This is a genomic window from Nocardia sp. CDC519, assembly GCF_059509835.1.
This window is the reverse complement of record NZ_CM183377.1, coordinates 5688508-5714031: the sequence shown is the minus strand read 5'-3', so window position 1 is coordinate 5714031 and position 25524 is coordinate 5688508. Positions and strand designations below refer to the sequence as shown.

Below are 25524 nucleotides of genomic sequence, written 5' to 3'. Positions count from 1 at the left end.
CCGGATGCTGCTGGTCGGCATCCGAGGTGGCAACGGAGCAACTACATGAGCTTTTCCGCGCTCGACCTGTCGGTCAGCGACAACGACACGGTCGAGATCGGCGGCAGGCCCGCGTCGGTCCCCCTACAGAACGCCGACCGGGTCGCCTCTCGCATGGTCGACTACTTCGCCACCTGCGTCGCACCGTGCCGCACGCTGCCGGGCGAGCAGATGCGCGGCGACGTCACCGAGGCCACCCGCTACTGCCTCGCCCTGGTGGCCGAGATGTTCGATCGCAGGGCGGTGCCCGACGAATCCGCCTTCGCCGAATTCCGTTCGGTGGCCGCGCGATGGGCCAGGGAAGGCGTGCCGCTCGGCACCATTCTGCGGGCCTATCACGAGGGGATTCGCTTCGCCTTCGGACTGGTGACCGCCCCCGCCGTGGCCACCGATATTCCGGAACTGCTCGATGCGACCGACCTGATCCTGGAACTGCTCGAGGCCATCACCACCGCGGTGTCGGACGCCTATGTCGAGGAACAGCAATTGGTGGCCCGCGAACACCAGACCGCGACCCAGACGCTGGCATCCGCCCTGCTCAGCGGCCGCGCGCACGCCGCACTCGCGCTGCAATCCGGCATGCCGGTGGCCGAGCGCTATCAGGTGGCGGCGCTGTCGATTCCGCCGCATCCCGACGAGCTCGACACCAGGGTCGACCGCAGGGTGGCGGCGCGCCGCAAGCTGCGCCGAGTGCAGTCCGAACTGGCGATCGTCTTCGACGGCAAAGCCTTGGCGCTGCTCAGCCCGCAGGGCGGCACCCTGCTCATCCCCCTCGACGGCGACGCCGAATTGACCGACGACGTACTGGTGCGGCTGTCCGCCGCCGCGGAAGTGCCGGTCACCGCCGCGATGGTGGTCAGCGCGACCGCGGAGGTGCCCGAAGCCGCCGATCAGGCACATGAGCTGCTCGGACTGGTCCGGGCCGGCGAACGCGCTCCCGGGCTGTACCAGATGACCGATCTCGCGGTGGAATACCAGCTCACCCGAGGCGGGCCCGCCACCCGGCGGCTCGCAACCATCCTGGCACCGCTCGACGACCATCCCGAACTGTTCGCCACCATGCGGGCCTATCTGCGCAACGATATGAACCGCCAGCTCACCGCCCGGCAGTTGTATGTGCACCCGAACACCGTCGACTACCGGCTACGTCGCATCGCCCAGCTCACCACGATCGACCTGGCCACCTCAGCGGGCATTTCCCAGGCCTCGATCGCGCTGCTGGCCCGCGAGCTGGACCGCGGTCCGGCCGGCCGCCCGTAGGTGATGCCGATTCGTGCTGGTCACCCGCTCGTCGACGAGGGATCCTGAGAGGCGGAGTGTCCCCCTCTGGATGGTGAACCATGCGAATCGCGGAAATACTGCGCAGAAAAGGCAGTGAGGTAGCGACCGTCCGGCCCGACTCGACGGTTCGTGCCCTGCTTGCGACGCTCGCCGCGCACAATATCGGCGCGGTGGTCGTCTCCTCCGATGGTGCCGGCATCAACGGCATCGTCTCCGAACGCGATGTGGTGCGCAGTCTGCACCAGCACGGCGCCGCACTGCTCGACGCCCCGGTCTCGCAGATCATGACCACCGATGTGCGTACCTGCGACCCCGACGATCTGGTGGACGGGCTGCGGCGCACCATGACCGACCATCGCATCCGGCATCTTCCGGTGGTGCGCGACGGCCGGTTGATCGGCATCGTCAGCATCGGCGACGTGGTCAAGAGCGCGATCTCCGAACTGGCCACCGAACGCGAACAACTGGTCGGCTACGTGCAGGGCACCTACTGAGCGTTCACAGCTGCGAGGTGTCGCCCATATCCGCCGACAGCCAGTGTTCGGGGCGCATGAACACCACCACCTGCTCCCCGAACTGGGCCGACACGCGCAGATAACCCGCCACGTTCTCGGCGGGCAGGAACCGCGTGGCCATCTCGCGGCTGTGCTCCTCGGTCATCGATGCGATCCGAGTGACGGGCCCCTCCACGCTGACGTACCGAACCGTCGGTTCGAGACGCTGCGCGACGAGGCTGAACCGACCGGCGGCCCGGATATGGGTCAGCTTCTGCGACTCGGCGCCGGTGATGACCCAGAGCTCACCACCGGGACTGTACTGGTACCAGATGGGCACCGTGAGCGGCCCGCGGCCGTCGAGGCCTGCGACGGCCAGCGACGCCAGCTGCGGCTGGGCCAGAAACTGTTCGCGTTCCACGGAAGTCAGCGGCATGGCCCGCACACTACGCCGACCCACCGACACATTTCGGTGCTCGAGGCCCCCGGGTGGTGGTGAAAGCTGTTGGCTACGAGAAAAGTTCGAAGCTTTTCCGGTTTGTGCGTATCGTTGAGCGATATTCAGCGCGTCCGGCGGAGGGAGCGGCACGGTGGGGTCACCTGCGCGAGCGTCGAACCCGGCTCCGGCCCCGGAGCATGCCCATCGGCCCGCGCCCGCCCGGCGGGCGATCGACACCGCTCGCGCGTTGTTCCCGTCGTTGGGCGATACCGGCGAGGTGTATCTCGACAGCGCGGCCACCACTCAGAAGCCATGGCCGGTGATCGATGCGGTCACCGGTTATCACCGCGCGCACACCGCCAATGCCGGGCGCGGTAGTTATCGGTGGTCCACCACGCTCACCGCCCGGATCGCGCAGGTGCGCGAGCGGATGGCGGGTTTCATCGGCGCGGCGCATGCCGACGAGGTGGTGTTCACCGCCGGGGCCACGGCCGCGCTCAATGCCGTTGCGCTGTCGTGGGGTCTGGCGAACCTCGACGACGGCGACCAGATCCTGTTCAGTCCGCGCGATCACGCCGCCAACGTGCTGCCCTGGCAGCACCTGCGCGAGATCATGGCCAGGTTCGGCCGGCGAATCGAGCTGGTGCCCTATCGGACGACCGAGCTCGGCGAGGCCGACGTCGCCGATATCGCCGCCAAGATCGGCCCGCGCACACGGTTGATCACCACCAGCCACCTGCATCACGTCTACGGGGCGGTCAGCACGCTCGAGGAGGTGCGCGACCGGATTCCGGAGCGAGTGCTGCTGTGTTTCGACTGCAGCCAGAGCGGCGGGCACCTGCCGGTCGACGTCGTCGAACTCGGGGCCGACTTCGCGGTGTTCGCCGCCCACAAGATGTTCGGCGCACCCGGCGCCGGCGTCCTGTACTGCCACCGCCGGGTCCACGATCAGTTGACGACGTTCCTGCCGGGCGGTGGCTCCGGGCCCGGCGGCTCGGCGTCGGCGCGGATGCCGGGCCTGCTCGAGGGTGGAACCCCCGATATCGCAGCGCTGCTGGCGCTGGGTGCCGCGCTCGAGGTGCTCGAGTCGTTCGGGATGCAGGCGATCGCCGAGCACAATCGCGATCTCACCCTGCGGCTCGTCGACGGCCTGCGCACGGTGCCGGGTGTGCGCTTGCTGCCCGGCCCCGCGCACGCCCCCTGCGCGAACGGCTACGGGATCGCCGCGTTCACCCTCGACGCGATCTCGGCGAGTGACCTCGGTTTCGTGCTGGCCGAAGCCGGGTTCATGGTCCGCACCGGCGCCCACTGTGTGCCCGCCGATCCGGCGTATGCGCCGGGCGAGGCGGAATCGGTGCGGGTCAGCACCCAGATCTACAACACCCGCACGGAGATCGATCGTTTCACCGACTGCGTCCGCCAGATCGCCGAGGAGGTCCTATGACGGAAGCACCGACGGGGACCGGTGCCGTCCCCCCGCTCCACTACGACCGCAGGGGCGCCTCCCGGGTCCTCGCCGAACTCGCCCAGCCGGGCCTGTTCGCCGCCGCACCGCTGGCACGGCCGCGGCACATCGACTACACCAGCACAGCGCTGACCCCCGAGCCCGGCCACCAGCTCACGGTCTCGCAGCGGATGTATCTGGAGCGGTTCATGCGGCCCTGCCGCCCGGATCAGGTCACCACCGCCACCCATCGAATCACCTGGACCGACAGCCACGGCATCCCCAATACCGGCCACTACCGCGATGACGGCCTCGGCCCGATCATGCCGATCGCCGCCCGCGAGGCCGTGTTGGAGCTCTGGGATCGGCTCGCGGCCAATCATGAGCTGGCCGAACGCATCTCGCGGTTGGGTGGCGCGGCGCAGGGTCTGCTCGAGGCGACGACCACCGATCACGATCCGATCGAGATCTTCCGGGTCGGTATCGAGGCCACCGGCCGAGCGCTGGCCCAGCACGCGCTACTGGCCCGGCAGACCCCCTACCGCGACGGCGCCGAGTTCGCCCACGGCTTGCTCGGATCCGGCATTTTCGCCGCGGTCGCGACTCGCTGGTACTGGGAGCTCCAGGCCTCCACGTATCGGCGCGGCATGATCCCGGTGACGTTGCGGGCGCAACCGGATGCGACGGTGCGGTATTCGGCCGAGACGGTCGCGGTACTGCGGGCGATGAAGGACGCCACGATCGCCGACGCGCACACGGTGATGCGGCGCGCCACCGGGCCGGAGGGTCTGACCGTGACCGAGGCGATCGAGAAGTACCACGACGACCTCGATCTCATCTCCCGCCAGTACGCGCTGCTGCCCTCGGGTGCGCGACCGGCCTGTCTGGCCGCCATGCCGCACCGGATCGGCGACGAGCACTACAGCATTCTGCCGGTGGTGGCCGAGCAGTTCGTCGCCACCTTCGTCCGGATTCATTCCGATCTCACCATCGGCGAGCTGCCGCATGAGAGGGACGGGCTCGACGGTGACGGTCCGCTCGCCGCCGAAGACCAGGTCTTCTATGTGTCCGATATGACCTGCAAGCACTGTGTGCGGACCATCGGAGGCGTGCTGGAGTCCATGGGTATCCGGGTGTCGGAGATCGATCTGGTCAGCAAGCGGGTGGTGGCGGATTTCCGCAGTCCCCGCAATCGGGCGCGCGCGTTCGAGGCGCTGCGCGACGGCGGGTACAACCCGTCGGCGGTGCCCGCACAGTCCGAGTCCGGTGCGGGTGTGCCGGCCGCGGCGGCGGAATCCGGTCGATGACCGCACCCGCATTGCCCGGACTGATCGCTCCGATCGTGCGGGCGTTCCTCGCCGAACGCGCGAGCCTCGAGACCGCGCTGGCCGAGTACGGCTCCCCGCTGAACATCGTGTTTCCCCAGGTCTTCGAGCACAACCTGGGCCGACTCCGCGGCGTGCTCGACCAGCGTGGCATCGCGTACCGAATCTGCTACGCGCACAAGGTGAACCAGGCGCGGGCCTTCGTCCGAGCAGCGGCCGGAGCGGGCATCGGCATCGACGTGGCCTCGGCCGGAGAGCTGGCCAGCGCGCGACGCGGTGGGTTCGGGCCGGAGCGAATCGAGGCCACCGGACCCAAGGGCGCCGGATTTCTCCGGCAGCTGATCGAGGCGGGCGTCACGGTGAACGTGGACAACCAGTGGGAGCTGGAGACGATCGCCGAACTGGCGGAAGGGCGCGCGCCGGTTCCGGTGCTGGTGCGGGTGTCCGGGTTCGATCCGGCGCGGGTGAGCCGGTTCGGCATCGCGCTGGCGCGGATGGATCCGGCCCTGCGGACGCTGGCGGCCCATCGGGGTCGGATCGACCTGCGTGGCTTCGCGTTCCATCTCGATTCCGGTGATGTCGGCGAGCGGGTACGCGCGTTCGATGCCTGCCTGGCGCTGATCGAACGCGCCTACGAGCACGACCTCACCCCGTCGGTGCTCGATATCGGCGGCGGTCTGCGCCAGGTATTCACCGCCGACGCCACGGATTTCGACCAGTACGTGCGCGCACTGCGCGCCTCGCTCGCCGGTCTGGGCGAGCCGATGAGCTGGGGCAACACCACCTTCGGCTATCAGGTGGACGGCGGCACGGTGCGCGGGGTGCCGGTGTTCCACAAGTACGCCAATACCGTTGCCGCCGAGCACATGCTCGCCGAGTTGCTGGATGCGCCCTTGGAGCGGCACGGTGGCCGGACCGTCGCGCAGGTGGCGGCCGACAATCTGCTCGAACTGTGGCTGGAACCTGGAAAGGCGCTCGTCGACCACGCCGGTATCACGGTGGCGACGGTCGAGGTGGTGAAGGAGGCCGCGGACGGTTCGGTGCTGGTGGATCTCGATATCAGCCGGGACGCGGTGACCCCGGCCGATCAGGAGGTCATGGTCGATCCGCTGGTGCTGCCCGGTGACGCGCGCGAAACGCCGGATCCGGGCGCGGTGCGGGTGTTCTTCGCCGGGCGGCTGTGTTTGGAGCGAGATCTGATCACCAACCGGGTCGTCGCCCTCCCCTGGCTGCCTCGCCCCGGAGATCGGGTGGTCTTCCCGAATACCGCCGCCTACCACATGGATTTGTCGGCGGCGACGGCATCGATGCACCCGCCCGCCGCCAAGGTCGCCGTCATCGGTGACAGCGGCGGGTTCCGGGTATATGCCGACGCGGCGTTCGGGGCCGAGTCGACGGCCGGACTGTCGGAGGTGCGGTGATGCTCTACGACCACGTCGCCGAACTCATCGGCAACACTCCGCTGCTGCGCCTGGATCCCGCCGTGCACGGGCTCGACGGCGTGCAGCTGTACGCGAAACTGGAGTCGCACAACCCGTTCGGTTCGGTCAAGGACCGGGTCGCCTGGGCCATGATTCGCGACGAGCTCCCCGGTCTCGCCGACGAGCAGCGCACGCTCATCGAAGCGTCGAGCGGCAATACCGCCAAGGCGTTGCGGATGCTGGGCGCGGTGCACGGTGTCGGGCTACGGGCGGTGACGAACCGGATCAAGGTCGACGAGGTGCGCGATCTACTTCGCCTGCTCGGCACCGAGATCGTGGAACTGCCCGGTCTGTCCGAATGCCCGGATCCGACCACACCCAACGACGTCTACTCGGTGATCGAAGCGACGATGGCGGAGCGGCCGGGCGCATTCCATCATCCGTCGCAGTACACCAACGAGAAGAACGTGCAGGCCCACCACGACGGCACCGGACGCGAGATCCATGAGGACCTCGCCGCCGTGGGCATCGACCGCGTCGACTACCTCGTCGGCGGGCTCGGCACCACCGGTTCGACCCGCGGCACCGCCACCTACCTGCGCAAACATCATCCGGAGCTGCGCACTATCGCCGTGGTGTCGGAGCGGTCGGATTTCATCCCGGGGATTCGTTCCGAACACGAGATGTGGGATGTGGGGCTGTTCCAGCCCGATTTCTACGACCGCATCGTCACCGTGGATTCGGCCCGCGCGATCGAGGCGACGCTGACGCTGGCACACGGCTACGGCGTGCTCGCGGGCCCGACGAGCGGCGCGGCATACGCGGCGGCGGTGGACAGCCTCGCTGCCGTCGAGCGTTCGGGCACCGAACCGATCGTGGCGGTGGTCGTCGTCTGCGATCGGATCGAACCGTATCTGTCCTATATCAAGAAGCGCAGGCCCGACCTGTTCGGCGGGACGAAGCGGCGCTACACACCGACACCGCAGGAGCTGGCCGCCGTACCGGTCCTCACGCCCACCGAACTCGCCGAGCTGAACCGCACCGAGCACCCGGTGCTGGTGGACACCAGAGGCGCCATGGCCTACCGGATCGGCCACGTTCCCGGTTCGCTCAATATCCCCGACGATCACCTGGCCGATCTGCTCACCCACGCCACCCCCTTCTCCGTGACCCGCCCCGTGGTGTTCATCTGCCCCACCGGCGACCTGTCCCGTCACTTCGCCGCCACCATCCAGCGCACCGGACATCGGGCCTACAGCCTCGACGGCGGCCTGATCGCCTGGCGGGATGCGGGGCTGCCGCTGGAACGCGGCAGCTGAGGGTGGGCGCGGGCCGGTCGGCGCGCGGGCTCCGCGGGCGAGCGTGCTGCTCGGGTGCCGCCGAACCTACCGGACAGGCCGCGCGATTCAGTCGGCGATCAGGCTCGTCGGCGCGATCCGCCCGGTCAGCAGCAGCAACAGCCTCGAGGCGGGTGCGGCAATCAGGACACCGTCACCCGCCGACCAGTCGGCGTCGGTGGCGCGCAGCCGATAGCCCGCGAAGTTGCGCGCCGCATGGAAGGGCCAGCCCATCGTCCAGATCCGTTGCAGCGACCAGCGAGCCGGTTCCTCCGGTATCTCGTACCGCAGGCCCAGCGGGACGGCGATGTCCTGGCCATGGACCAGCAGATCCATCAGCCGATCGGTGGGTGTGGTGCCGATCGGGGTGATACGGCGGTCGGCGGATGCGCGCAGCCGCCGCAGCAAGCCGGCGCTGTCGAGCTGCGTGGCGAGCCGAATCGCGGTGTCGCGGTTGAGCCGGTCGAGACTGCCGTGCGCCCGCACCAGCTCCCATAGCAGTCGGCCGAGGGATGCCTCAGAGCTGATCACGACGTGCGCGACGACCTCACGGACCCGCCAGCCCGCGCACAGCGAGTCCTGATCCCAGGCATGGCCGGGCAAGCTCGCGAGCAGATCGGCCAAACGTTCGCGCTCGGCGGCGACCGCCCGCCAGATCTGCTCCTCGGATGGGGTCGATACCTGCGTCATCTGTGTTCCTCCTGGTTGCTCGACTACCGGTACCGTAGGAACTCCAGCCGGGTGGAGGTTCCAGCTAAAGTGACGCACGACACACATCCTCGTGATCTGGTGAGCATTGGTGAGCTGTCCCGCCGCACCGGTGTCGCGGTGCGCACCCTCCGGTTCTATTGCGACGAAGGACTTCTCGCACCGCGCCGCACCGCGGGCGGACACCGGGTGTTCGAACCCGCCGTCGTCGACCAGGTGCTATCGATGCGTCGGATGCGCGCGCTCGGGCTCGGGTTGGCCGAGATCGCCGGAATCCTCTCGGGTGACATGACGATCGAGGACGCGATCGCCGATGCCCGCCACGAGGTGAGCGGCCGACTCGACGCGCTGTCGTGGCGGCACGCCTCGCTGCTCGCCATCGAACGAGCCGCACCCGGCGAACGTGCCGCCCGCCTCGAACTGCTCGCGCAGGTACCGGATCGAGCCGCCGCCCGGAGCGCCATCATCTCGTTCTGGCGACGGGTACTCGCGGCCATGCCGACCGAGTTGTTCGATGACTTCGTCGAGATGGACGTGCCGCGGGTACCGGCGCATCCGACGCCGGATCACGTAATCGCCTTCGCCGAACTCGTGCGGTTGGTCGGCACACCGGAGCTGGATCGGGTCATCGCACGCCAGCTCTGGCGCACCGACACCGAACGGATCCAGGACAGGCGGGCCCTGCTGCTCGGGGTCGCCGACGCCTACGCCGCGGTAGCGCAGCGAGTACTGGACGGCCACCCACCGTGCGCGGGCCCCGAACTCGACCGTTTCGTCGCTGTGCACGCCGAGGTGCGCGGCCGCGCCGACACCACGGCCTTCCGCCGCGAGTTGGCCTTCGGCATCCCCGATACTCACCCGGCGACCAGCCGGTATTGGACGCTGACCGGCGCGATACTCGGGACCGAGCACACCACCGGCACCGCGCAACGCTGGCTGCACAGCGCGCTCAGCGCATCCGTCGCCTGAGCGAGATCGGGCTAGCGGGGAAGGCTTCGCTGCGTGCCTGCGCTGTCCGGCTCGGTGTCGGCACCGCTGTCGGATCGGACGTTTCGATGGTCGTGGGCGCGGCGGCCGGTCTCGGCAGCTCGCCGGACGGGAGCGCCCCGCTGTGTGCCGGTGCTGCGTTCGCGGCCGGCAGCCGCCGCTGAGACCGGTAGATCCTCCTGGACCGGCGGCAGGGTGCGGCGGTAGCGGGCGTAGCCGGTGAGCATGATGGTCAACCAGAGCAGGCCGATGCTCCAGCCGGCCAGGACGTCGGTGGGCCAGTGCACGCCGAGGTAGACGCGGGACAGGCCGACCAGCGCGACGAACGTCGCGGCGGCGACGGCCACGGCACGTTTGGGGCCGGGCCGGCGCAGGCCGGCGATGACCACGGCGGCGATGACGCCGACCACGACCGCCGACCCGAGGCTGTGCCCGGACGGATAGGAGTGGCTGGTGACCACGACCAGCCGGTCCGCCATCGGCGGGCGTTCGCGATCGATCACGGATTTGAGCAGCGGAATCAGCAGCGCCGAACCTGCTCCGGTCACCGCGACCAGCGTCAGTTCGGGCCACTGGCGGCGGGTGGCCAGCACCGCGCACGCGAGTATCGCCGCCGACCACATCGCGATGGTGCCGCCGGAGTGGGTGATCACCTTCACGACCGGGGTCAGCGCGTCGACCCGGTGCGCGACCACCCAGTCCATGATCGGCACATCCACCGCCGCCTCGGCGCCGCCGTGCAGGACGAACCAGGTCAGGCTCACCGCCGACACCGCGAGCACGATCGCCAACCACACCATCGAATCAGCCTAGGCGTTGCCCGCGCCGGCCCGCGAAAGCCCACCCTCGGCGTGCCGCCGACCGGCTGACGACACCGGTGACTGTCGCCGTGCGGCAGCCCACCGGGGAGCCGACACCGACGCCGGAGGCGGTCGTGCCTCGTCGGGAGTCAGCGTGGCGTGGTGCTCTCGACGGCGGCGGACCGGAAGACGCCGAGCCCGCCGGGCTCGCTGCTGATGGTGAGGTCGCTGACCCGATGGTTGACCTCGCCGTCGGTGGCGAGGGAGACATCCGAGCCGACCACCTGCACTCGCATCTGCGCCACCCGACGGTGCACGTAGGTGTGCGAATGCTCCAGGCTGCCGGTGATGGTCGACCAGATCAGCCGGGTTCGTGACAGCGGCAGATCCGCGCGCAGGTAGCGGACGTCGAGGGTGCCGCCGTGCAGGCGCGGGCGCGAAGTCGGGATCTGGTGGCCGGGCAGATAGGTGCCGTTGCCGACGAACAGCATCCAGATCTCGACCCGTTCCCCGTCGATGATCGCGTGCAACGGCTGCGCCCGCGACAGCACCCGCAGCATCGCGACCGCCGCGGCCGGCCATTTCCCGAGTCGCGATTGCAGCTTCTCGCGCAGACGCACGAAATCCGGGTAGCCGCCGAGGCTGGCGGTGTTGATGAAGGTGCGTTCACCGTCGCCACCGAAGCGCACGCGGGCGATATCGGTGCGCATCACCTCGCCCGATTCCAGCGCTGCCACCGTCGCGGCCGGGTCGTCGACGCCGAGGTCGCGCGCGAAATGGTTGAGGGTTCCGCCGGCGAAGACCGCGAGTGGCAGGTCGTGGCGGAGCGCGGCTTCGGCCACACCGGAGACGGTGCCGTCGCCGCCGAGTGCACCGAGTGCGACCACTCCTCCCGCGCGGACCTGCTCGGCGATCTGTGCGCCGAGATCGGCGCGCGGATCCAGTTCGAGGATCTGCGCCGCGGGAAGCCTGTCGCGGAGGGGGTCGAGCTGGTCGCCGTTGCCCAGCCCGGAGGACCGGTTGACCACCAGCAGCAGCCCTTTGCCGTCGGGCAACGGTGTGGTGGATTCGGTGGGCCCCATGGTGGCCGGTTCACCGGCGTGCACCGCCCACCAGCGCCGGGTGGCCAGTGCCAGCGCCGAGCCGAGCATCGCGCCCGCGACCACATCGGAGGGCCAGTGCACCCCGATGTGCACGCGGGAGTAGCCGACCGCGACCGCGACCGGTGCCACCGCGACGGCGGCGCGGCGGTCTTCGAGCGCGACGCCGGTGACGAACGCGGCCGCCGACGCCGAATGCCCGGACGGGAACGACGACGAGTAGGGCGGTTTGACCGGCCTGCGCACGAACGGCACGGAGGCGTCCGGTGGCCTGCGGCGCGGAAACATCGGCTTGGCGATACCGTTGGCGATACCGCTGGCCAGCCCGACCGACAGCACTCCGCGTACCGCGGCCCGGCGTTGCGCCCGGTCCCCCACCAGGTACATGACCGCGGCGATGGCCACCCACAGCAGGTTGCGGTCGGCCATCCGGCTCAGTTTGCGCAGCACCCGGTCCGCCGGTGTGGGTCGTAAGTCGGCACTACGCGCTATCAGCCACCGATCCACCGCACTCACTACTTACCTCGCTTCTCGCCGGGCCACCGGGCATCGGCCACGGCACTGTCGGAGTCTAGCGACCCGGCACGCGCCACGCCCGAATCCGGGCTGGACAACCGGCGGTGCAGACGTCGAGTTCCGCTGCGCGCCACTGTATTCGGCGCTGTGCATGGCCGGCTCACGCCATCGTGGACCCGCGGCGGCCGATCTCGCCCAGAGCCCGGCGACGCCGACGGGCGCTCACCCCTTGCCGATGGGTGTCGGTTGCGGTGGTTCATCGGCGAGCACGGGCTCGCCCAATCCGATGCGCCGCTGCAGCCGTGTCATCCATTCCGGCGCCCACCAGCATCTGTCGCCGAGCAGGGTCATCGTGGCCGGAACCAGCATCATGCGTAACACGGTGGCGTCGACGATCAGCGCGGCGATCATGCCGAAGGCGATGTACTGCATCATCACCAGATCGGAGAAGGCGAAGGCGCCGGTCACCACAAGCAGGATCAGCGCGGCGGCGGTGATGATGCGCCCGGTGTGCGCGGTGCCGGTGCGCACCGCCTCCTCGGTGGAGGCGCCCTTGGCGCGGGCCTCCACCATGCGCGAGAGCAGGAAGACCTCGTAATCGGTGGACAGCCCGTAGATGATGGCGATGATGAGCACCAGGATGTTGGCCTGGATGGGTTGCGGGGTGAAGTTCAGCAGGTCGGCGCCGTGCCCGTCGAGGAAGATCCAGGTCAGGATGCCGAGCGTGGAGCCGAGCCCGAGCGCGCTCATCAACGCCGCCTTGATCGGCAGCACGAGCGAACCGAAGGTCAAGAACATCAGCATCGTGGTCACCAGCAGCACCAGCGCGATCATGAACGGGATACGCACCAGCAACGCGTCGATGCTGTCTTTCTGAATCGCGGGGACCCCGCCGACCAGCATGGTCACCCCGTGGGGCCGTTCCAGATCGCGCAGGTACTCGATGGTCTCGCCCGCTTCGGCCGAGTCGACGAGGGTGGCCTTGGTGCGGTACACGTCGCCCTGCACCGTCGAGCGCGACGGAATCTCGAAATCGCCCGCCAGGCCGGGGGCGGTATTCGCCGCATCCCACAGATCACCCACCGCGGTGCTGTTGTCGGAGACGAAGATCAATTCCAGCGGATCCGATTTCCGGACCGGGAACAGCGCGTCGATCCGCTCCTGGGCGACTCGGGTCGGATCGTCCGGCGGCAGATAGCGTTCGCTGAAACCGCCGAAGACGAGGTTGCGCATGGGCAGGATCAACAGCAGCAGCCCCAGGCACAGGGCGATGCTGATCTTCCGCGGATGCCGCATCACCCAGGCGGTGCTGCGCGCCCAGAATCCGTGCTCGATCTCGTCGGCGGACCTGGTGCGACGGAACCGCTCGAAGCCGAGCAGATCCACCCGGGGCCCGAGCACCGCGAGCATCGCGGGCAGCAGGGTGATCGAGGCCAGCGCCGCCAGTGAGACGGTCGCGATGGCGCCGTAGGCCATCGATTTCAGGAAACCCTGCGGGAACAGCAGCATGCCGCCGAGGCTGGCGATGATCATCGTCGCCGAGAACACCACCGTGCGCCCGGCCGTCAGCACCGAGCGGCGCACCGCGGTCGGCGTGTCATGGCCCGCGGCCAGTTCTTCGCGGAACCGGCTCACCACGAACAGGCCGTAGTCGATCGCCAGCCCGATCCCGATCATCGAGACCACCGGGGAGACGAAGGTATTCACGTCGGTGGCCATGGTGAGCAACCGCAGAATGCCGTAGGCGCCGAACACGGTGAGCCCGCCGACGATCAACGGCAGCGCCGCCGCCACCACGCCGCCGAAGATGAAGAACAGCAGCACCGCGACCGCCGGGATGGCCAGCATCTCCAAGCGCCTGGTGTCGTGGGCGACGGTGTCGTTCAAGGTTCCCGCGACCGCTTGCAGGCCGCCGACCTGTACCTCGATCCCCGGAATCGCGAAGGCGTCCTTGACCTTGCGATAGTTCTGCACCATCTCGGTGTCGGTCTCGCCGCGAATGGCGATCGCGGCGACGGCGTGGGTGCGATCGTCGGTCGCCGCCTGCGGCCCGCTCAGTTTGCCGGTCTCGGTCGGCCAATAGGCGGCATTGATGCCGAGGATCTCGTCGGGGTGCTCGCGGGGCAGGCGGTTGAGGTTGTCCACGACGCGATCGCGGAATTGCGGGTCGTCGACGGTGCCGCCGTCGGGCGCGGTGTAGAGGACCACCACGTCGACGTCATGGTTGCGGCCGAAGGCCCGGTCGGACAAGCGTGCGGCTACGGCGGATTCCGAGGTGGGATCGTCCAAACCACCCGAGGTCAGGTGATCATCGAGGCCGGTGCCGATCGCGCCGAGGCCGAGCATCGCCGCGCCCACCACCACGATGACGGCGAACCGCCACCGGTACACCAGCTGCCCCCAGCGAGTGAACATCACCCGATCCCGGGTACGGCGGCGCACACTCCGGCGCGCCCGCGACGATCTCGTCGATCCGATCGGACCAGCACGCCGATTGCCAAGGGGCCGGGTCCTTTCCGCTCATACCAGCACTGTTGGACGTCATCCAACGTACCGGCCGGAAGCGACTGGACGTTACGGTTGTGAATTCTCCTAATGGCCAACAGGTTCCGTGCGGTTACGCCACTGCGGTCGATGAATGATCGACGACGGCTCGGATGGGCCCGCGGTAGCCGGCCGCCAGAGCGTGTACCACGGACTCGAAGCGGGCAACGAACGATTCCGCGGTCGGTGGATCGAACAGCGCGGTGGGATAGAGGAACACGCCGTCGACGCCGGCCGGGGCTCCGGCGTCGTCGTAGCGTTCGACCAGCCCGAACTCCAGATCATGTTTGGCCCGCGGGGCCCCGACCGGCACCTCGGTGACGGTGGGCGTCCGCGCGCCGGCCGACGGTGGCGCCGCGGCCGCGCGTTCGAGGATCAGGGTGGCCTGGAACAGCGGGGTCCGCGCGTCCTCGAGCAGGCAGCGCTTCAGTCGCGGGTTCGGTGTGTCCGGATGCGCGAACGCGGCCAGCGCCACCCTGCGGACCTGCTCGATGAGCTCGTCCATATCCGCGGCACGGTCGAGGCGGATTCGCAGCAACACGTCGTCGGCGAAGTTGCCGACCAGATCGTCGAGCAGCCGGTGGTCGCGTCCGCTCACCGCGGTCGCCACGGTGACGTCGTCGCTGCGGCCGAACCAGCCGACACACACCGCGAACGCCGCCTGCACGACCATGAACAGGCTGGCCCGCCCCCGCTGGGCGCGTGCGAGCAGGGCGGCGTGCACCGATGGCGCGAAAGCCACCGCGATGGTCGCGCCGTCGGCGGACGGCACCGCGGCACGGGGCCGATCGTAGGGGAACCGCAGCATCGCGGGCCGTCCGGCGAGGGTGTTGGCCCAGTAGCGCAGCTGCTGGGTGGCGCGGCTCCACTCGTCGGCGTACTCACCGAGCTTGGCGTGCTTCCACACCGTGTAATCGGCGTACTCGACCGGAAGCGGCGGCAGAACCGGCGCCCGGCCGCACGCGCGGGCGGTATAGGCGGCGCCCAGGTCGCGCATCAGTGGGGCCACCGAGCGGCCGTCGATGCTGATGTGATGGGCCACCAGCAGCAGCACCACGTCGTCCTCGCTCAGCACGTACACCCGCGCCCGCAGCGGCAGCTGCGCGGCCAGGTCGAACTCGCGGCCGGCGAATTCGGCGAGCCGGGCGGGCAGATCGGCCTCCGATACCGGGCATACCCGGATGTCCAGATCGGCCTCGGCGATCGGGACCACCACCTGCTCGGGCCCGTGTTCGGTGGCCGGGTAGCGGGTACGCAACGGCTCATGCCTGGCAACCACATCGGTGAGCGCGACGACCAGCGCGTCGACGTCGATCGAGGCACCGCGGATGCGGACCGCGCGCGCCACGTTCCAGTCCGCCGAGCGGCCCGCCCGCGCCGCATGCCACATCCGCTCCTGCGCCGGTGCCAGCGGCAGATGCGCCGGACGGGGACGGCGCATCAACACCGGCGGGCGCGCCGCCGCCGGCAGCGCGTGCCCGGATCGCAACACCGGTATCGGACCCGTACCGAGCCGGTCACCCGAACTCCTCGACCCGGCCCTCGTAGCGGAGTCCACCACCTGCACCTCACCAACACGCTCGATCTCGCGGGAAAGGTAACCGGGTCGAGTTAACCGACAGTTACCGATGCGTGAAGGCGCCGAGTCGGAGATCCGGCGGGGTGGCCGAGCGGCGCGAAGGCCGGCACTAGGGTGGAACGGTGCAGACAGGCCAGGAATCAGACCACCCGCACGCGGATCCACTCGCCGGACCCCGGATCTGGGGCGGAACCACCCTCACCGAGCGCAAGCAGGTGCGGCGGGCAGCGCTACTGGAGGCGGCGCTGGATCTGATCGGCGAATCCGGAGCAGCCGGAGTCACCATGCGGGCGGTGTGCCGCCGGGCCACTCTCACCGACCGCTACTTCTACGAGAGCTTCGCCAGCCGCGACGAACTGCTCGACGTGCTCTACCGGCAGGTCGCCGAGGAATTCCTGGAACCGATGACGGCCTTCGCCGTGGCCGACGATCCGTCGAGGGACCGCGCCCTGTCGGAAGTCCTGGTCGACAAGGTGCTGGAGGATCCGCGCAAGTCACGCCTGTTCCTGGTGGAGCCGTATTCCAGTACCGGCCTCGGGCAGACCACCATCGCGGTGATGCCCGCGTTCACCCGGCTCATCCAGGACCACCTGTTCTCCCATATCGACGACCCGGTGCGGCGGCGTCTGGCGGCGGTCACCATGGCCAGCGGCAATGCCGGCATGTTCTCGGCCTGGCTCAACGGATCCCTGCGGGCCGATCGCGATGAGATCGTCGATCATCTCGTCGCGATGATCACCGCCTACCGCGGGCTGTACCGGCACTGATCGCGGCCGCGGCACCGCTCACCATCGAGTGGCCCCGCCCGGCGTTGGCGTCGGCCGCCCAGATCGTTTCCGGCATCGGACTTCTCGGGGCCGCTGTCATCATCCATGACGGCCGGCTCGGCCGGCCCCGCGAAAAGTAGGCTCACCGCAGGAGGTTCGAACGTTGACCGATGCGGTAGTGGGTTGTACGGGTACGCTGATGTCGCCGATCCGGGGGGCCGGGATGCTGGGTGAGGTCCTGGTCGCCGTCCGAGGGGGAACCGAGCTCTACATCGCGCGCGCCACCGAGCCGATCGCGGCCGGGGCGACCGTGCTGATCATCGCTGTCGACTCCGGCCGCATCGCCGAGGTGGTGCCGTGGATCCCGCTCCCGGATCCGCCGCAATGAGGTGTTCGAAACAGCAAGGGAGACACAGTGCTGGGCTACCACGTTCCGGATCCGGACGAGGCAATGCTGGTCAGCGGCGCCAAGAGCAAGGACAACGCGCCGTTCAAGGTGATCATCGGACGCGGCGCCTGGGTGGCGCCGTTCTTCCGTAAGGTGCGGTACCTGTCGCTGGCCATGTTCGAGGCCGAGATCAAGGAGCGTTGCGAGACCAAACAGGCGATCCAGCTCGATGTGCGCGCGGTCGTCGCGTTCAAGGTCGCCAACGACACCGCCTCGATCGTCAATGCCGCGCAACGGTTCCTGTCCGAACAGGAACGCGAGATGTCGATGCTGACCGGGCGGATCTTCTCCGGCCATCTGCGTTCCATCGTCGGTTCGATGACGGTGGAGGAAATCATCCGGGAACGGCAGAAGCTGGCCGACGAGGTGCTGGTGGCGTCGAAGGTCGAGATGGGCAATATCGGCCTGTGGGTCGACTCGTTCCAGATCATGTCCATCGACGACGGCGACCTCGGCTACATCAACGCCCTCGCCGCACCGCACAATGCCGCCGTGCAGCGCGACGCGCAGATCGCGCGCTCGCAGGCCGCGCAGCGGGCGGCCGAAGCCGAACAGGAATCGCTGCGCCGGCAGGCCGAATACCAGCGCGAGACCTCGATCCTGAAGGCCCAGTACCAGCGCGATATCGACAAGGCCGAAGCCGAGGCGGCCGCGGCCGGCCCGCTGGCGCAGGCACTGGCCCAGCAAGAGGTGCTCATCGCCAAGGCCGAACAGGCACGCAAGGAAGCCGAACTGCGTGAACAGCAGTTGCAGGCCGAGGTGGTGAAACCCGCCGCTGCCGAGGCCGAGCGGGTGCGCATTCTCGCCGAGGCCGAGGCGGACCGGACCAGGATCCAGGCCGAGGCCGCGGCCTCCAACAACCGGATCGCGCTGGACCAGTTGCTCATCGAGCAATTGCCCGAGATCGTGCGCCAGGCATCGCACGGTCTGTCCAACGCCAACCTCACCGTGCTCAACGGACCCGATGGGGTCAGCGAATTGGTCAACGGGATGGTCGGTCAGGGTCTGACGGTGTTCTCATCGCTGCAAAAGGCGCTTTCCTCCAACGATGGAGAAAATGCGGGCTAAAGTGGCCCGGTAGCGTCGGCGACGAGGAGCGGGTGTGGTGGCCATCGGGAAATTGGTGTCGTTCGACAGCTCGCGCGGATTCGGTTTCATTCGCCCCGAAGACGGTGGCCCGGATGTTTTCGTGCACGTCAACGACATCGGTCTCGACGAGGACGAACTGCGCCAGGGCCGAGTGTTCGAGTTCGAGATCACCGAGGGCGACCGCGGGCCGAAGGCGATCAATCTCGCCGCCGCCGGCGGCGCGCTCGGCCCCGCTCCTCGCGTCCGCATCAAAGACCGGGCGGGGGTGGTGGTGTTGAGCCCCGCCGAGCACACCCGGCTGGTCACCGAACTGCTCCTGGATGCGAGCCCGGCCCTCACCGCCGGTGAGATCATCACCATCCGCGAACGACTCACCGCCTTCGCCGCCGAACACGGCTGGCTCGACGACTGACCCCGGCCACTCGCGCCCGGTCCGGCACGCCCGCCGTTCTGCCCGGGATCCCGCACGCTGTCGGTGCCGCCACATACGATCGCCACACCGATGAATCCATCGGCCCCACCGATGAATCATCGTCGGTCGCGACGTCGACATCGGTGAGGACCGACTCCGAGGAGGATCGCGTGGACCTACCGGTGATGCCACCCGTGCGGCCGATGCTCGCCAAATCCGCCCCAGCGGTACCGCGGGAACCCGGGCTGAGTTATGAACCCAAATGGGATGGATTCCGGTGCATCGTGTTCCGCGACGGCGCCGAGATCGAACTCGGCTCCCGCAACGATCGCCCGCTGACCAGGTATTTCCCCGAGGTCGCCGAGCTGTTGAAGGATGCGTTGCCGCCGCGCTGCGTGGTCGACGGCGAGATCGTCATCGTCACCGAGGCCGGCCTCGATTTCGACACCCTGCAGCTGCGGCTGCACCCAGCCGCCTCGCGGGTGGCCAAACTCGCCGCGGAAACCCCGGCGAGTTTCGTCGCCTTCGATCTGCTCGCGCTCGGCGACGACGACTTGACCGGCGAGCCGTTCCGGGAACGCAGGCGCCTGCTCGAGACCATCCTCGATACCGAACTCGCCCGGGTGCACCTGACGCCGATCACCTCCGATCCCGATATCGCCGAGGACTGGTTCACCCGCTTCGAGGGCGCCGGCTTCGACGGAGTGATGGTCAAGGCCGACGATCAGCGGTATCAGCAGGACAAACGGGTGATGCTCAAGGTTAAACACGAACGCACCGCCGATTGCGTGGTCGCCGGATTCCGCTGGCACAAAGACGGCGAGGGGGTCGGTTCGCTGCTGCTCGGGCTCTACGACGACGAGGGCAACCTGCATCATGTCGGGGTAGCGAGCAGCTTCACCGCGGCCAAACGCAAGCAGTTGATCGACGAGCTCGCGCCGTGGCGCGAGGGCGCACTGGACAACCATCCGTGGCGTAACTGGGCCGACGCGGCTGCCCAGGCATCGGCCGAAGGCAAGATGCCGGGCGGGATGAGCCGCTGGAGTGCGGGCAAGGATCTGTCCTGGGAGGCGCTGCGGCCCGAGCTCGTCGCCGAGGTTCGCTACGAGCATGTGCAGTCGGGGCGGTTCCGCCACGGCGGCAGGCTGGTGCGGTTCCGCACCGACCGCACGCCCGAATCGTGCACCTACGGCCAGCTCGACGAGGTCGCCCCGGCCGAACTGGCCGCCATCTTCGGTTCCGAGGTGGCGCGATGAGCAGCTCGGTCGAGATCGAGGTCGACGGCCGCAATCTCACCATCTCCAACCCCGACAAGGTGTATTTCAGCAAGCGCGGGGAGACGAAACTCGATCTGGTGCACTACTACCAGGCCGTGGCCGAACCACTGCTCGGCGTCATCGGCCACCGGCCACTGCTGCTGGAGCGCTATCCCGACGGTGCGTCGGGCAAATCCTGGTTCCAGAAGCGGGTGCCGAAATCCGCGCCCGACTGGTTGCACACGGTCGAGGTGTCCACTCCCAACGGCACCACCAGCGACGCGCTCGTCGCCCACGATCTGGCCCACATTCTGTGGGCGGTGAATCAGGGCTGTCTCGGGTTCCACGTGTGGCCCAATCACGTCGACGATCTCCGCATCGCCGACGAATTGCGCGTGGATCTCGACCCCTCCCCCGGTATCGGCTTCGACGATCTGCGCGCGGCTGCCGTGCGCACCCGGGAACTGTGCGCCGAACTCGGTATCGACGCTCGGGTCAAGACCTCCGGATCGCGCGGGCTGCACCTCTATGTGGCACTGGAGCCGCGCTGGGACGGCTACCAGGTGCGTGCGGCGGCGGTCGCGCTGGCCCGTGAGCTGGAACGTCGCCATCCCGAGGAGATCACCGCGCACTGGTGGAAGGAAGAGCGCGGCCGCCGCGTCTTCGTCGACTACAACCAGAACGCCCCGCACAAAACGGTTTTCGGGGCGTGGTGTGTGCGGCCCAAAGTCGGCGCCCAGGTGTCGACGCCGATCTCCTGGGATGATCTGGCGACGGTGGTGCCGGAGGAGCTGACCATCGCCACCGTCCCGGCCCGGCTGGCCGAACGCGGCGACCCGTGGGCCGACCGGCCGCCGCAGTCGATCGAACCGCTGCTGGAGATGTCGGAGCGGGATATGGCCTCGGGTCTGATGGACGCGCCGTGGCCGCCGCAGTATCCGAAGATGCCCAACGAGCCACCACGCGTCCAGCCCAGCCGCGCCAAGAAGGCCGACTGAGGCTCAGTCCGGCAGCGCGTCCACGGTCGGGACGACGACGCCGAACAGATCGGTGACGGTGGTCAGGGCCGCGGTGTGCAGTGCGGCCGCGGGCACGACCGCACCGTCCGGGCCGGTCAGGGCGCGGGTGGCGCTGGCTTCGGCGACGACGGTCGGGCGGTAGCCGAGGTTGAACGCGCCCTGCGCGGTGTGGCCGACGCACATGTGCGTCATGAACCCGGCCAGCACCAGATCGCCGCCCGGCTCGACACCCGAATCGCGCAGCGTCTGTTCCAGTTCGGTGCGGTGGAAGGAATCGGGGAACTGCTTGACCACCACCGGCTCACCATCGATGGGCGCGACTTCGGCGCTGATGGCGCCGATCTCGGCGCGGATGTCGTACGGAGTGCCTTCGCCGCCGTCGTTGACGATGTGCACGATGGGAATCCCCGCACCCCGTGCACGTTCCAGCAAGCGGGCACCGGCCGCCAACGCCGGCTCGGCGCCTTCCAATGCCATCACGCCGGTCCGGTAGGTGTTCTGGAAATCGATCATGATCAGGGCGCTATCGCGCAACCGTGGCGCCGAATCGTTCAGTCCGACGACGGTGCGCAGGGTATCCGAGGGCCGGGGTGTGGTCATGACAGCCTTTCGACAGTGATGTGGGCATGGCGAAGTTCCTCCCGGCGCGGTGGCCGAGGGAGGTCTGTGGGGGGCGGAGGGCTCAGGCCCTCCGGGTGCGGAAGCGGCGGCGGTAGGCCGCCGGTGTGGTACCGAGCTGACGTTTGACGGCCCGGTGCAGGGTCTCCACCGAGCCGAGTCCCGAGCTCGCGGCGATCTGGTCGAGGCTGTGGTCGGTGGTTTCGAGCAGTCGTCGGGCGACTTCGACCCTGGTCGCTTCGACGTAGGCGCTGGGCCCGACCCCCATCTCGGCGGTGAAGACCCGGACGAAATGGCGTTCGCTCAACCGCATCCGCGCGGCGAGGACCTCGGTGGACAGTTCCTCGTCGAAATGCTCGGCGATCCACAGCCGGAGCTCGTCGATATCGCGGCGGGCCGGTGCGGGACGGCTCAGCGGCACCGAGAACTGGCTCTGCCCGCCCTGTCGTTTCAGATACATCACCAGCTGACGCGCCACGGCCAGCGCCGTCTGCTCGCCGAGGTCCTCGGCGACCAGGGCCAGCGCGAGGTCCAGGCAGGCGCTGATGCCCGCGCCGGTCCACAGCCTGCCCCGGTCGGTGCGTACGAAGATCGGATCCGGATCGACGGTGACCTCGGGATGGCGGGCCGCGAGCTGGGCGGCGGTCGACCAGTGCGTGGTGGCCGTCTTGCCGTCGAGCAGCCCGGCCGCGGCGAGCAGGTGCGCGCCGACGCAGACCGAGGCCACCCGCCCGGCGCTCGGGGCGGTCGCTGCCAGCCACTCCACCACGTCGGTATCGATGCGCGCCAGCGGCCCGCCCTCGGTCATCTCGACGGCACCGGGCACCAACAGGGTGTCGACGCGGCCGTCGACTTCGTCGAAGGTCAGGTCCGGCAGTACCCGCACGCCGGCCGACGTGGTGACCGGGCCGGGCGCCGGAGCAGCGAGGCGGACCCGGTAGCCCGCGCGGCCTGCCGTCTCGCGGTTGGCCAGGGCGAAGACTTCGGCCGGGCCGGTGACGTCGAGGAGGTCGACCTCGGGGAAGACCGCGATGACGACCTGATGGGAACTGGGCACGAACCCATCCTCACCCGCGGCACCGATGACGGCAATGACGATTGTCTGTCACATTCGGACATCGCACCGTCGGCGATCCGGCGCGCTCAGGCGGTCCAGAGCACCCAGGTCGCGCTTCGGCCCTGGCCTTCGCAGACCAACGCGCGTCCGTCGGCGGTGCGCGCGGTCGCCGCGACCCCCGGATTGCAGCTGGTGCCGCCTTCGCCGACCACCTCGGAGATCGTGTAGGGCCCCTTCCACTGGAATCCGGTGGTGGAGGTGGCGGCGGTCAGGCACAGCAGCGTCGATCCGTCGGCGGCGGTGCCGATGAGTCCGGCCTCCGGGCAGGCGGTGCGCAGGACGGCCGTCGGCGCCGCGGGCCCGGCGGGCTCGGCACCGGAGGCGGGGGCGCCGGTGGTCGCCTCCGGCGCACCCGCGTGCTCCGGCGGGCCACCGGCGGCCGGTCCGGTCGCCGATGCCGCTGTCGCCCAGGCGGTCTGGGAGGTCTGGGTGGAGGCGAGGTCCTCGGTCCGGGAGACCACGTCCGAGAGCAGGTCGCCGGGCAGTACCAGCAAGGCCGCGATCACCGCGGCCTCGGCCAGCCCGAGCAGCAGCGCGAACAACGCCATCACCCGGCCGCGGGGGTGGCTGAAGGCGATGAGCCCGAACACGATCGCGACCGGGATCAACAGCAGCAGGGCCGCGACCAGCGCGATGATCGCGTAGGGGTTGACGATTCGGCGGGTGGCGGGTTCGTCGTAGCCGCGGGGCCAGTCGTAGTCGTCGTCGGGTTCGTCGACGGCGACGCCTCGGCCACGGCGGGGGGCCGCGGTGGTGTCGTCACGAACTTCCGGCCAGCGCTCATCTGCCCAGCGCTGCGAATCTGCCATCCGAGGTACCTCTCACACTCACCGTCGCGCGAAACCCCGCCAGATCCGGACCCGCCCCGACATGAGAAGGATAGAGGCCCACCGCTGAACCGTCCCGCGAACGCGGGTAGCTCAGCGGCCGCGTTCGACCTTCGGCAGCGATTCGGTGACCAGGGTGAGCAGCATGTCCACCAGCAGTCCGTGCACCTGGTCGCGGGACAGCGTGCCGCGGGTGATCCATTCCCGTCCGGCCACTTTCACCAATCCGCCGTAGGCGCGCACCATCGCGCGCATGGACGCGCTGTGTGCCGAATCGGCGAGCCCGATCATCAGCAGCAGCCGTTCCGCGGCGGCGTCATCGGCCTGATCCAGGATCTGCTGCACATCCGGATCGTCGCCGACGCCCTCATGGCTGGTGACCTTGACCCAGGTGCTGCCGTGTTCGGAGATGGTGTCGAGCAGCCAGCGCACGCTGGCCTCGACCCGTTCGCGTTCGGTGCCGGTGGGCACGATCATGTCGTCGATGCGCGGCAGGGTCACCATCCGGCGCACCACCGCGAGATACAGATCGCGCTTGTTGCCGAAGTAGTGATTGATCAGCCCGCGCGCGACGCCCGCGCGCTGCGCCAGCTCCGCCGTCGACACCGCGGCATAGGGCCGCTCGCCGAACATCTCGATCGCCTGGGCCAGGATCTGGGCCCGGCGTTCGTCGGGCTCGAGCCGCCGGCGGCGCGGTTGCCCGTCGGTGGCCGAGACTGGGGTATCAGAGAGATCGCGCAATGAGATCCTTCATCACCTCGTTGCTCCCGGCGAGGATGCGCAGCACACGAGCGCCGGTGTAGAGCTGGGAAATCGGGTACTCCGTCATGTAGCCGTAGCCGCCGAACAGTTGCAGGCAGCGGTCAACCACGATACCCAGTTGGTCGGTCAACCAGTACTTCGACATCGCAGCGGTGGGAATATCGAGTTCACCGCGCAGGTGCTTGGTGATGCAGTCGTCGAGGAAGGTGCGGCTCACCGTGGCCAGCGTCGCGCATTCGGCGAGTTCGAACTTGGTGTTCTGCATGGCGAACAGTGGTTTGCCGAACGCCGCACGGCCCTTGGTGTATTCGACGGTCAGCTCGACCGCGCGTTCCATCATCGCGACCGCCATGATCGCGGTGACGAGTCGTTCCTGGGCCAGCATCTGCATCATCTGGTAAAAGCCCTGGCCCTCGACGCCGCCGAGCAGGTTCGCCGCCGGCACCCGGAGGCCGTCGAAGAACAGCTCCGCGGTGTCCTGCCCCTTGCCGCCGATCTTGGACAAGATGCGGCCCCTGGTGAAACCCGGAGTGTCCTCGCCCACCTCGGCGAACAGCAGGGAGACGCCCGCAGCGCCCTGCTCGGGATCGGTTTTGGCGGCGATGATGATGCCGTCGCAGAGCCAGCCGTTGGTGATGAAGATCTTCGATCCGGTGATGACGTAGTCGTCGCCGTCGCGCACCGCCCGGGTCTTGATGTTCTGCAGGTCCGAGCCGGTACCGGGTTCGGTCATGCCGATCGAGAGCACCATATCGCCGCTCGCGGCCCGCGGCAGCACCCGCTGCTTGAGGTCGTCGGAACCGAATTCGGCCAGATAGGGGGCGATGATCGCGCTGTGCACCGGCATGCCCATGGCGCCGTCACCGGCGCGGACCTGCTCCTCGATGATCGCGGCCTCGTGGGCGAAGGTGCCGCCACCACCGCCGAATGCCTCGGGCAGCGCCGCGCAGAGCAGGCCGAGCTTGCCCGCGGTCCGGTAGAGCTCGCGGTCGGGGTGACCCTGCTCGACGAATTTCTCCTCGTGCGGAACGACCTCGCGCTCGAAGAAATTGCGGGCCAGATCCCGCACCGCTTCGACCTCGTCATCACTCCACATCGCGCGTGCCATCTCGTATCCTCCGCTCTCCCGCCCGGCCGCGCCGGGGCTCGTGCACTCAGATTCACCCACTATTGGCGTTCTGTCAACAAGCCGCGC

At 69.0% G+C, this 25524-nt stretch carries 24 protein-coding genes; 13 read left to right on the top strand and 11 right to left on the bottom strand.

Annotated features, from left to right (window positions below):
- The first annotated feature begins 45 nt into the window (after window positions 1–45).
- Window positions 46–1299 carry a PucR family transcriptional regulator gene (locus tag AC5W7N_RS25840; RefSeq protein ID WP_194991198.1) on the top strand — a complete coding sequence of 418 codons (1254 nt, stop codon included), beginning with the start codon at window positions 46–48 and terminating at the stop codon, window positions 1297–1299.
- A gap of 80 nt (window positions 1300–1379) precedes the next feature.
- Window positions 1380–1814, top strand: coding sequence for a CBS domain-containing protein (locus tag AC5W7N_RS25835; protein ID WP_194991199.1), 435 nt, complete (start codon window positions 1380–1382; stop codon window positions 1812–1814).
- A 4-nt stretch (window positions 1815–1818) separates the two neighbouring features.
- Here AC5W7N_RS25835 and AC5W7N_RS25830 read toward each other — a convergent pair whose 3' ends face one another.
- Window positions 1819–2250 (bottom strand): pyridoxamine 5'-phosphate oxidase family protein, encoded by a 432-nt coding sequence (locus AC5W7N_RS25830; RefSeq protein ID WP_194991200.1) that lies wholly within the window; start codon window positions 2248–2250, stop codon window positions 1819–1821.
- Window positions 2251–2404: 154 nt separating this feature from the next.
- Here AC5W7N_RS25830 and AC5W7N_RS25825 point away from each other — a divergent pair, with 154 nt between their 5' ends.
- The 4 genes from AC5W7N_RS25825 to AC5W7N_RS25810 are packed head-to-tail and all read left to right on the top strand — an operon-like array spanning window position 2405 to window position 7762.
- On the top strand, window positions 2405–3697 hold the full coding sequence (locus AC5W7N_RS25825) for an aminotransferase class V-fold PLP-dependent enzyme (protein WP_280499265.1): 1293 nt from the start codon (window positions 2405–2407) through the stop codon (window positions 3695–3697).
- On the top strand, window positions 3694–5004 hold the full coding sequence (locus tag AC5W7N_RS25820; RefSeq protein WP_495922364.1) for a heavy-metal-associated domain-containing protein: 1311 nt from the start codon (window positions 3694–3696) through the stop codon (window positions 5002–5004). Before AC5W7N_RS25825 ends, AC5W7N_RS25820 begins: the two co-directional genes overlap by 4 nt.
- A complete protein-coding gene (locus tag AC5W7N_RS25815) occupies window positions 5001–6443 on the top strand; it encodes an alanine racemase (RefSeq protein ID WP_194991202.1) in 1443 nt (480 codons plus the stop codon). The genes AC5W7N_RS25820 and AC5W7N_RS25815 overlap by 4 nt, the downstream gene beginning before the upstream one ends.
- Window positions 6443–7762 (top strand): pyridoxal-phosphate dependent enzyme, encoded by a 1320-nt coding sequence (locus AC5W7N_RS25810; RefSeq protein ID WP_194991203.1) that lies wholly within the window; start codon window positions 6443–6445, stop codon window positions 7760–7762. The genes AC5W7N_RS25815 and AC5W7N_RS25810 overlap by 1 nt, the downstream gene beginning before the upstream one ends.
- 87 nt (window positions 7763–7849) lie before the next feature.
- On the opposite strand, the gene AC5W7N_RS25805 is transcribed toward AC5W7N_RS25810, so the two are convergent.
- Window positions 7850–8470 (bottom strand): maleylpyruvate isomerase family mycothiol-dependent enzyme, encoded by a 621-nt coding sequence (locus AC5W7N_RS25805; RefSeq protein ID WP_194991204.1) that lies wholly within the window; start codon window positions 8468–8470, stop codon window positions 7850–7852.
- A 99-nt stretch (window positions 8471–8569) separates the two neighbouring features.
- Between AC5W7N_RS25805 and AC5W7N_RS25800 the strand changes: the two genes are divergently transcribed.
- A complete protein-coding gene (locus tag AC5W7N_RS25800) occupies window positions 8570–9457 on the top strand; it encodes a MerR family transcriptional regulator (RefSeq protein ID WP_194991205.1) in 888 nt (295 codons plus the stop codon).
- Between the two features lie 11 nt (window positions 9458–9468).
- Here the strand turns inward: AC5W7N_RS25800 and AC5W7N_RS25795 are convergent, their stop codons facing one another.
- The 4 genes from AC5W7N_RS25795 to AC5W7N_RS25780 form a co-directional block, all read right to left on the bottom strand.
- Window positions 9469–10275, bottom strand: a complete 807-nt coding sequence (locus AC5W7N_RS25795; protein ID WP_195007152.1) for a phosphatase PAP2 family protein — start codon at window positions 10273–10275, stop codon at window positions 9469–9471.
- 149 nt (window positions 10276–10424) lie between these two features.
- Complete coding sequence (locus AC5W7N_RS25790) at window positions 10425–11804, bottom strand: bifunctional phosphatase PAP2/diacylglycerol kinase family protein (protein ID WP_228807041.1); 1380 nt, start codon at window positions 11802–11804, stop codon at window positions 10425–10427.
- Window positions 11805–12113: 309 nt separating this feature from the next.
- The gene (locus AC5W7N_RS25785; RefSeq protein ID WP_495922362.1) at window positions 12114–14306 is read right to left on the bottom strand and encodes an MMPL family transporter; all 2193 of its coding nucleotides are present in this window, start codon (window positions 14304–14306) and stop codon (window positions 12114–12116) included.
- A 202-nt stretch (window positions 14307–14508) separates the two neighbouring features.
- Entirely contained in the window at window positions 14509–15927 is a 1419-nt protein-coding gene (locus tag AC5W7N_RS25780) for a condensation domain-containing protein (RefSeq protein WP_495924205.1), read from the bottom strand.
- Between the two features lie 209 nt (window positions 15928–16136).
- Here AC5W7N_RS25780 and AC5W7N_RS25775 point away from each other — a divergent pair, with 209 nt between their 5' ends.
- The 6 genes from AC5W7N_RS25775 (at window position 16137) to ligD (ending at window position 20984) form a co-directional block, all read left to right on the top strand.
- Window positions 16137–16781: a TetR/AcrR family transcriptional regulator gene (locus tag AC5W7N_RS25775; RefSeq protein ID WP_163814883.1), complete on the top strand. Its 645-nt coding sequence runs from the start codon at window positions 16137–16139 to the stop codon at window positions 16779–16781.
- A gap of 199 nt (window positions 16782–16980) precedes the next feature.
- Window positions 16981–17169, top strand: a complete 189-nt coding sequence (locus AC5W7N_RS25770) for an NfeD C-terminal domain-containing protein (protein ID WP_163814882.1) — start codon at window positions 16981–16983, stop codon at window positions 17167–17169.
- 27 nt (window positions 17170–17196) lie between these two features.
- The gene (locus AC5W7N_RS25765) at window positions 17197–18297 is read left to right on the top strand and encodes an SPFH domain-containing protein (RefSeq protein ID WP_495922361.1); all 1101 of its coding nucleotides are present in this window, start codon (window positions 17197–17199) and stop codon (window positions 18295–18297) included.
- A 34-nt stretch (window positions 18298–18331) separates the two neighbouring features.
- Window positions 18332–18730 carry a cold shock domain-containing protein gene (locus tag AC5W7N_RS25760; RefSeq protein ID WP_163814880.1) on the top strand — a complete coding sequence of 133 codons (399 nt, stop codon included), beginning with the start codon at window positions 18332–18334 and terminating at the stop codon, window positions 18728–18730.
- 170 nt (window positions 18731–18900) lie between these two features.
- On the top strand, window positions 18901–19986 hold the full coding sequence (locus tag AC5W7N_RS25755) for an ATP-dependent DNA ligase (protein ID WP_280211481.1): 1086 nt from the start codon (window positions 18901–18903) through the stop codon (window positions 19984–19986).
- Entirely contained in the window at window positions 19983–20984 is a 1002-nt protein-coding gene (gene ligD / locus AC5W7N_RS25750; protein WP_163814879.1) for a non-homologous end-joining DNA ligase, read from the top strand. The genes AC5W7N_RS25755 and ligD overlap by 4 nt, the downstream gene beginning before the upstream one ends.
- 3 nt (window positions 20985–20987) lie before the next feature.
- Here the strand turns inward: ligD and AC5W7N_RS25745 are convergent, their stop codons facing one another.
- From AC5W7N_RS25745 to AC5W7N_RS25725, 5 genes are all read right to left on the bottom strand, one after another.
- The gene (locus AC5W7N_RS25745; protein WP_495922359.1) at window positions 20988–21605 is read right to left on the bottom strand and encodes a cysteine hydrolase family protein; all 618 of its coding nucleotides are present in this window, start codon (window positions 21603–21605) and stop codon (window positions 20988–20990) included.
- Between the two features lie 82 nt (window positions 21606–21687).
- A complete protein-coding gene (locus AC5W7N_RS25740) occupies window positions 21688–22680 on the bottom strand; it encodes a GlxA family transcriptional regulator (protein ID WP_495922357.1) in 993 nt (330 codons plus the stop codon).
- A gap of 86 nt (window positions 22681–22766) precedes the next feature.
- Complete coding sequence (locus AC5W7N_RS25735; protein WP_495922355.1) at window positions 22767–23549, bottom strand: hypothetical protein; 783 nt, start codon at window positions 23547–23549, stop codon at window positions 22767–22769.
- Window positions 23550–23660: 111 nt separating this feature from the next.
- Window positions 23661–24308: a TetR/AcrR family transcriptional regulator gene (locus AC5W7N_RS25730; RefSeq protein WP_163814875.1), complete on the bottom strand. Its 648-nt coding sequence runs from the start codon at window positions 24306–24308 to the stop codon at window positions 23661–23663.
- On the bottom strand, window positions 24292–25437 hold the full coding sequence (locus AC5W7N_RS25725; protein ID WP_163814874.1) for an acyl-CoA dehydrogenase family protein: 1146 nt from the start codon (window positions 25435–25437) through the stop codon (window positions 24292–24294). Before AC5W7N_RS25725 ends, AC5W7N_RS25730 begins: the two co-directional genes overlap by 17 nt.
- Window positions 25438–25524 lie beyond the last annotated feature (87 nt).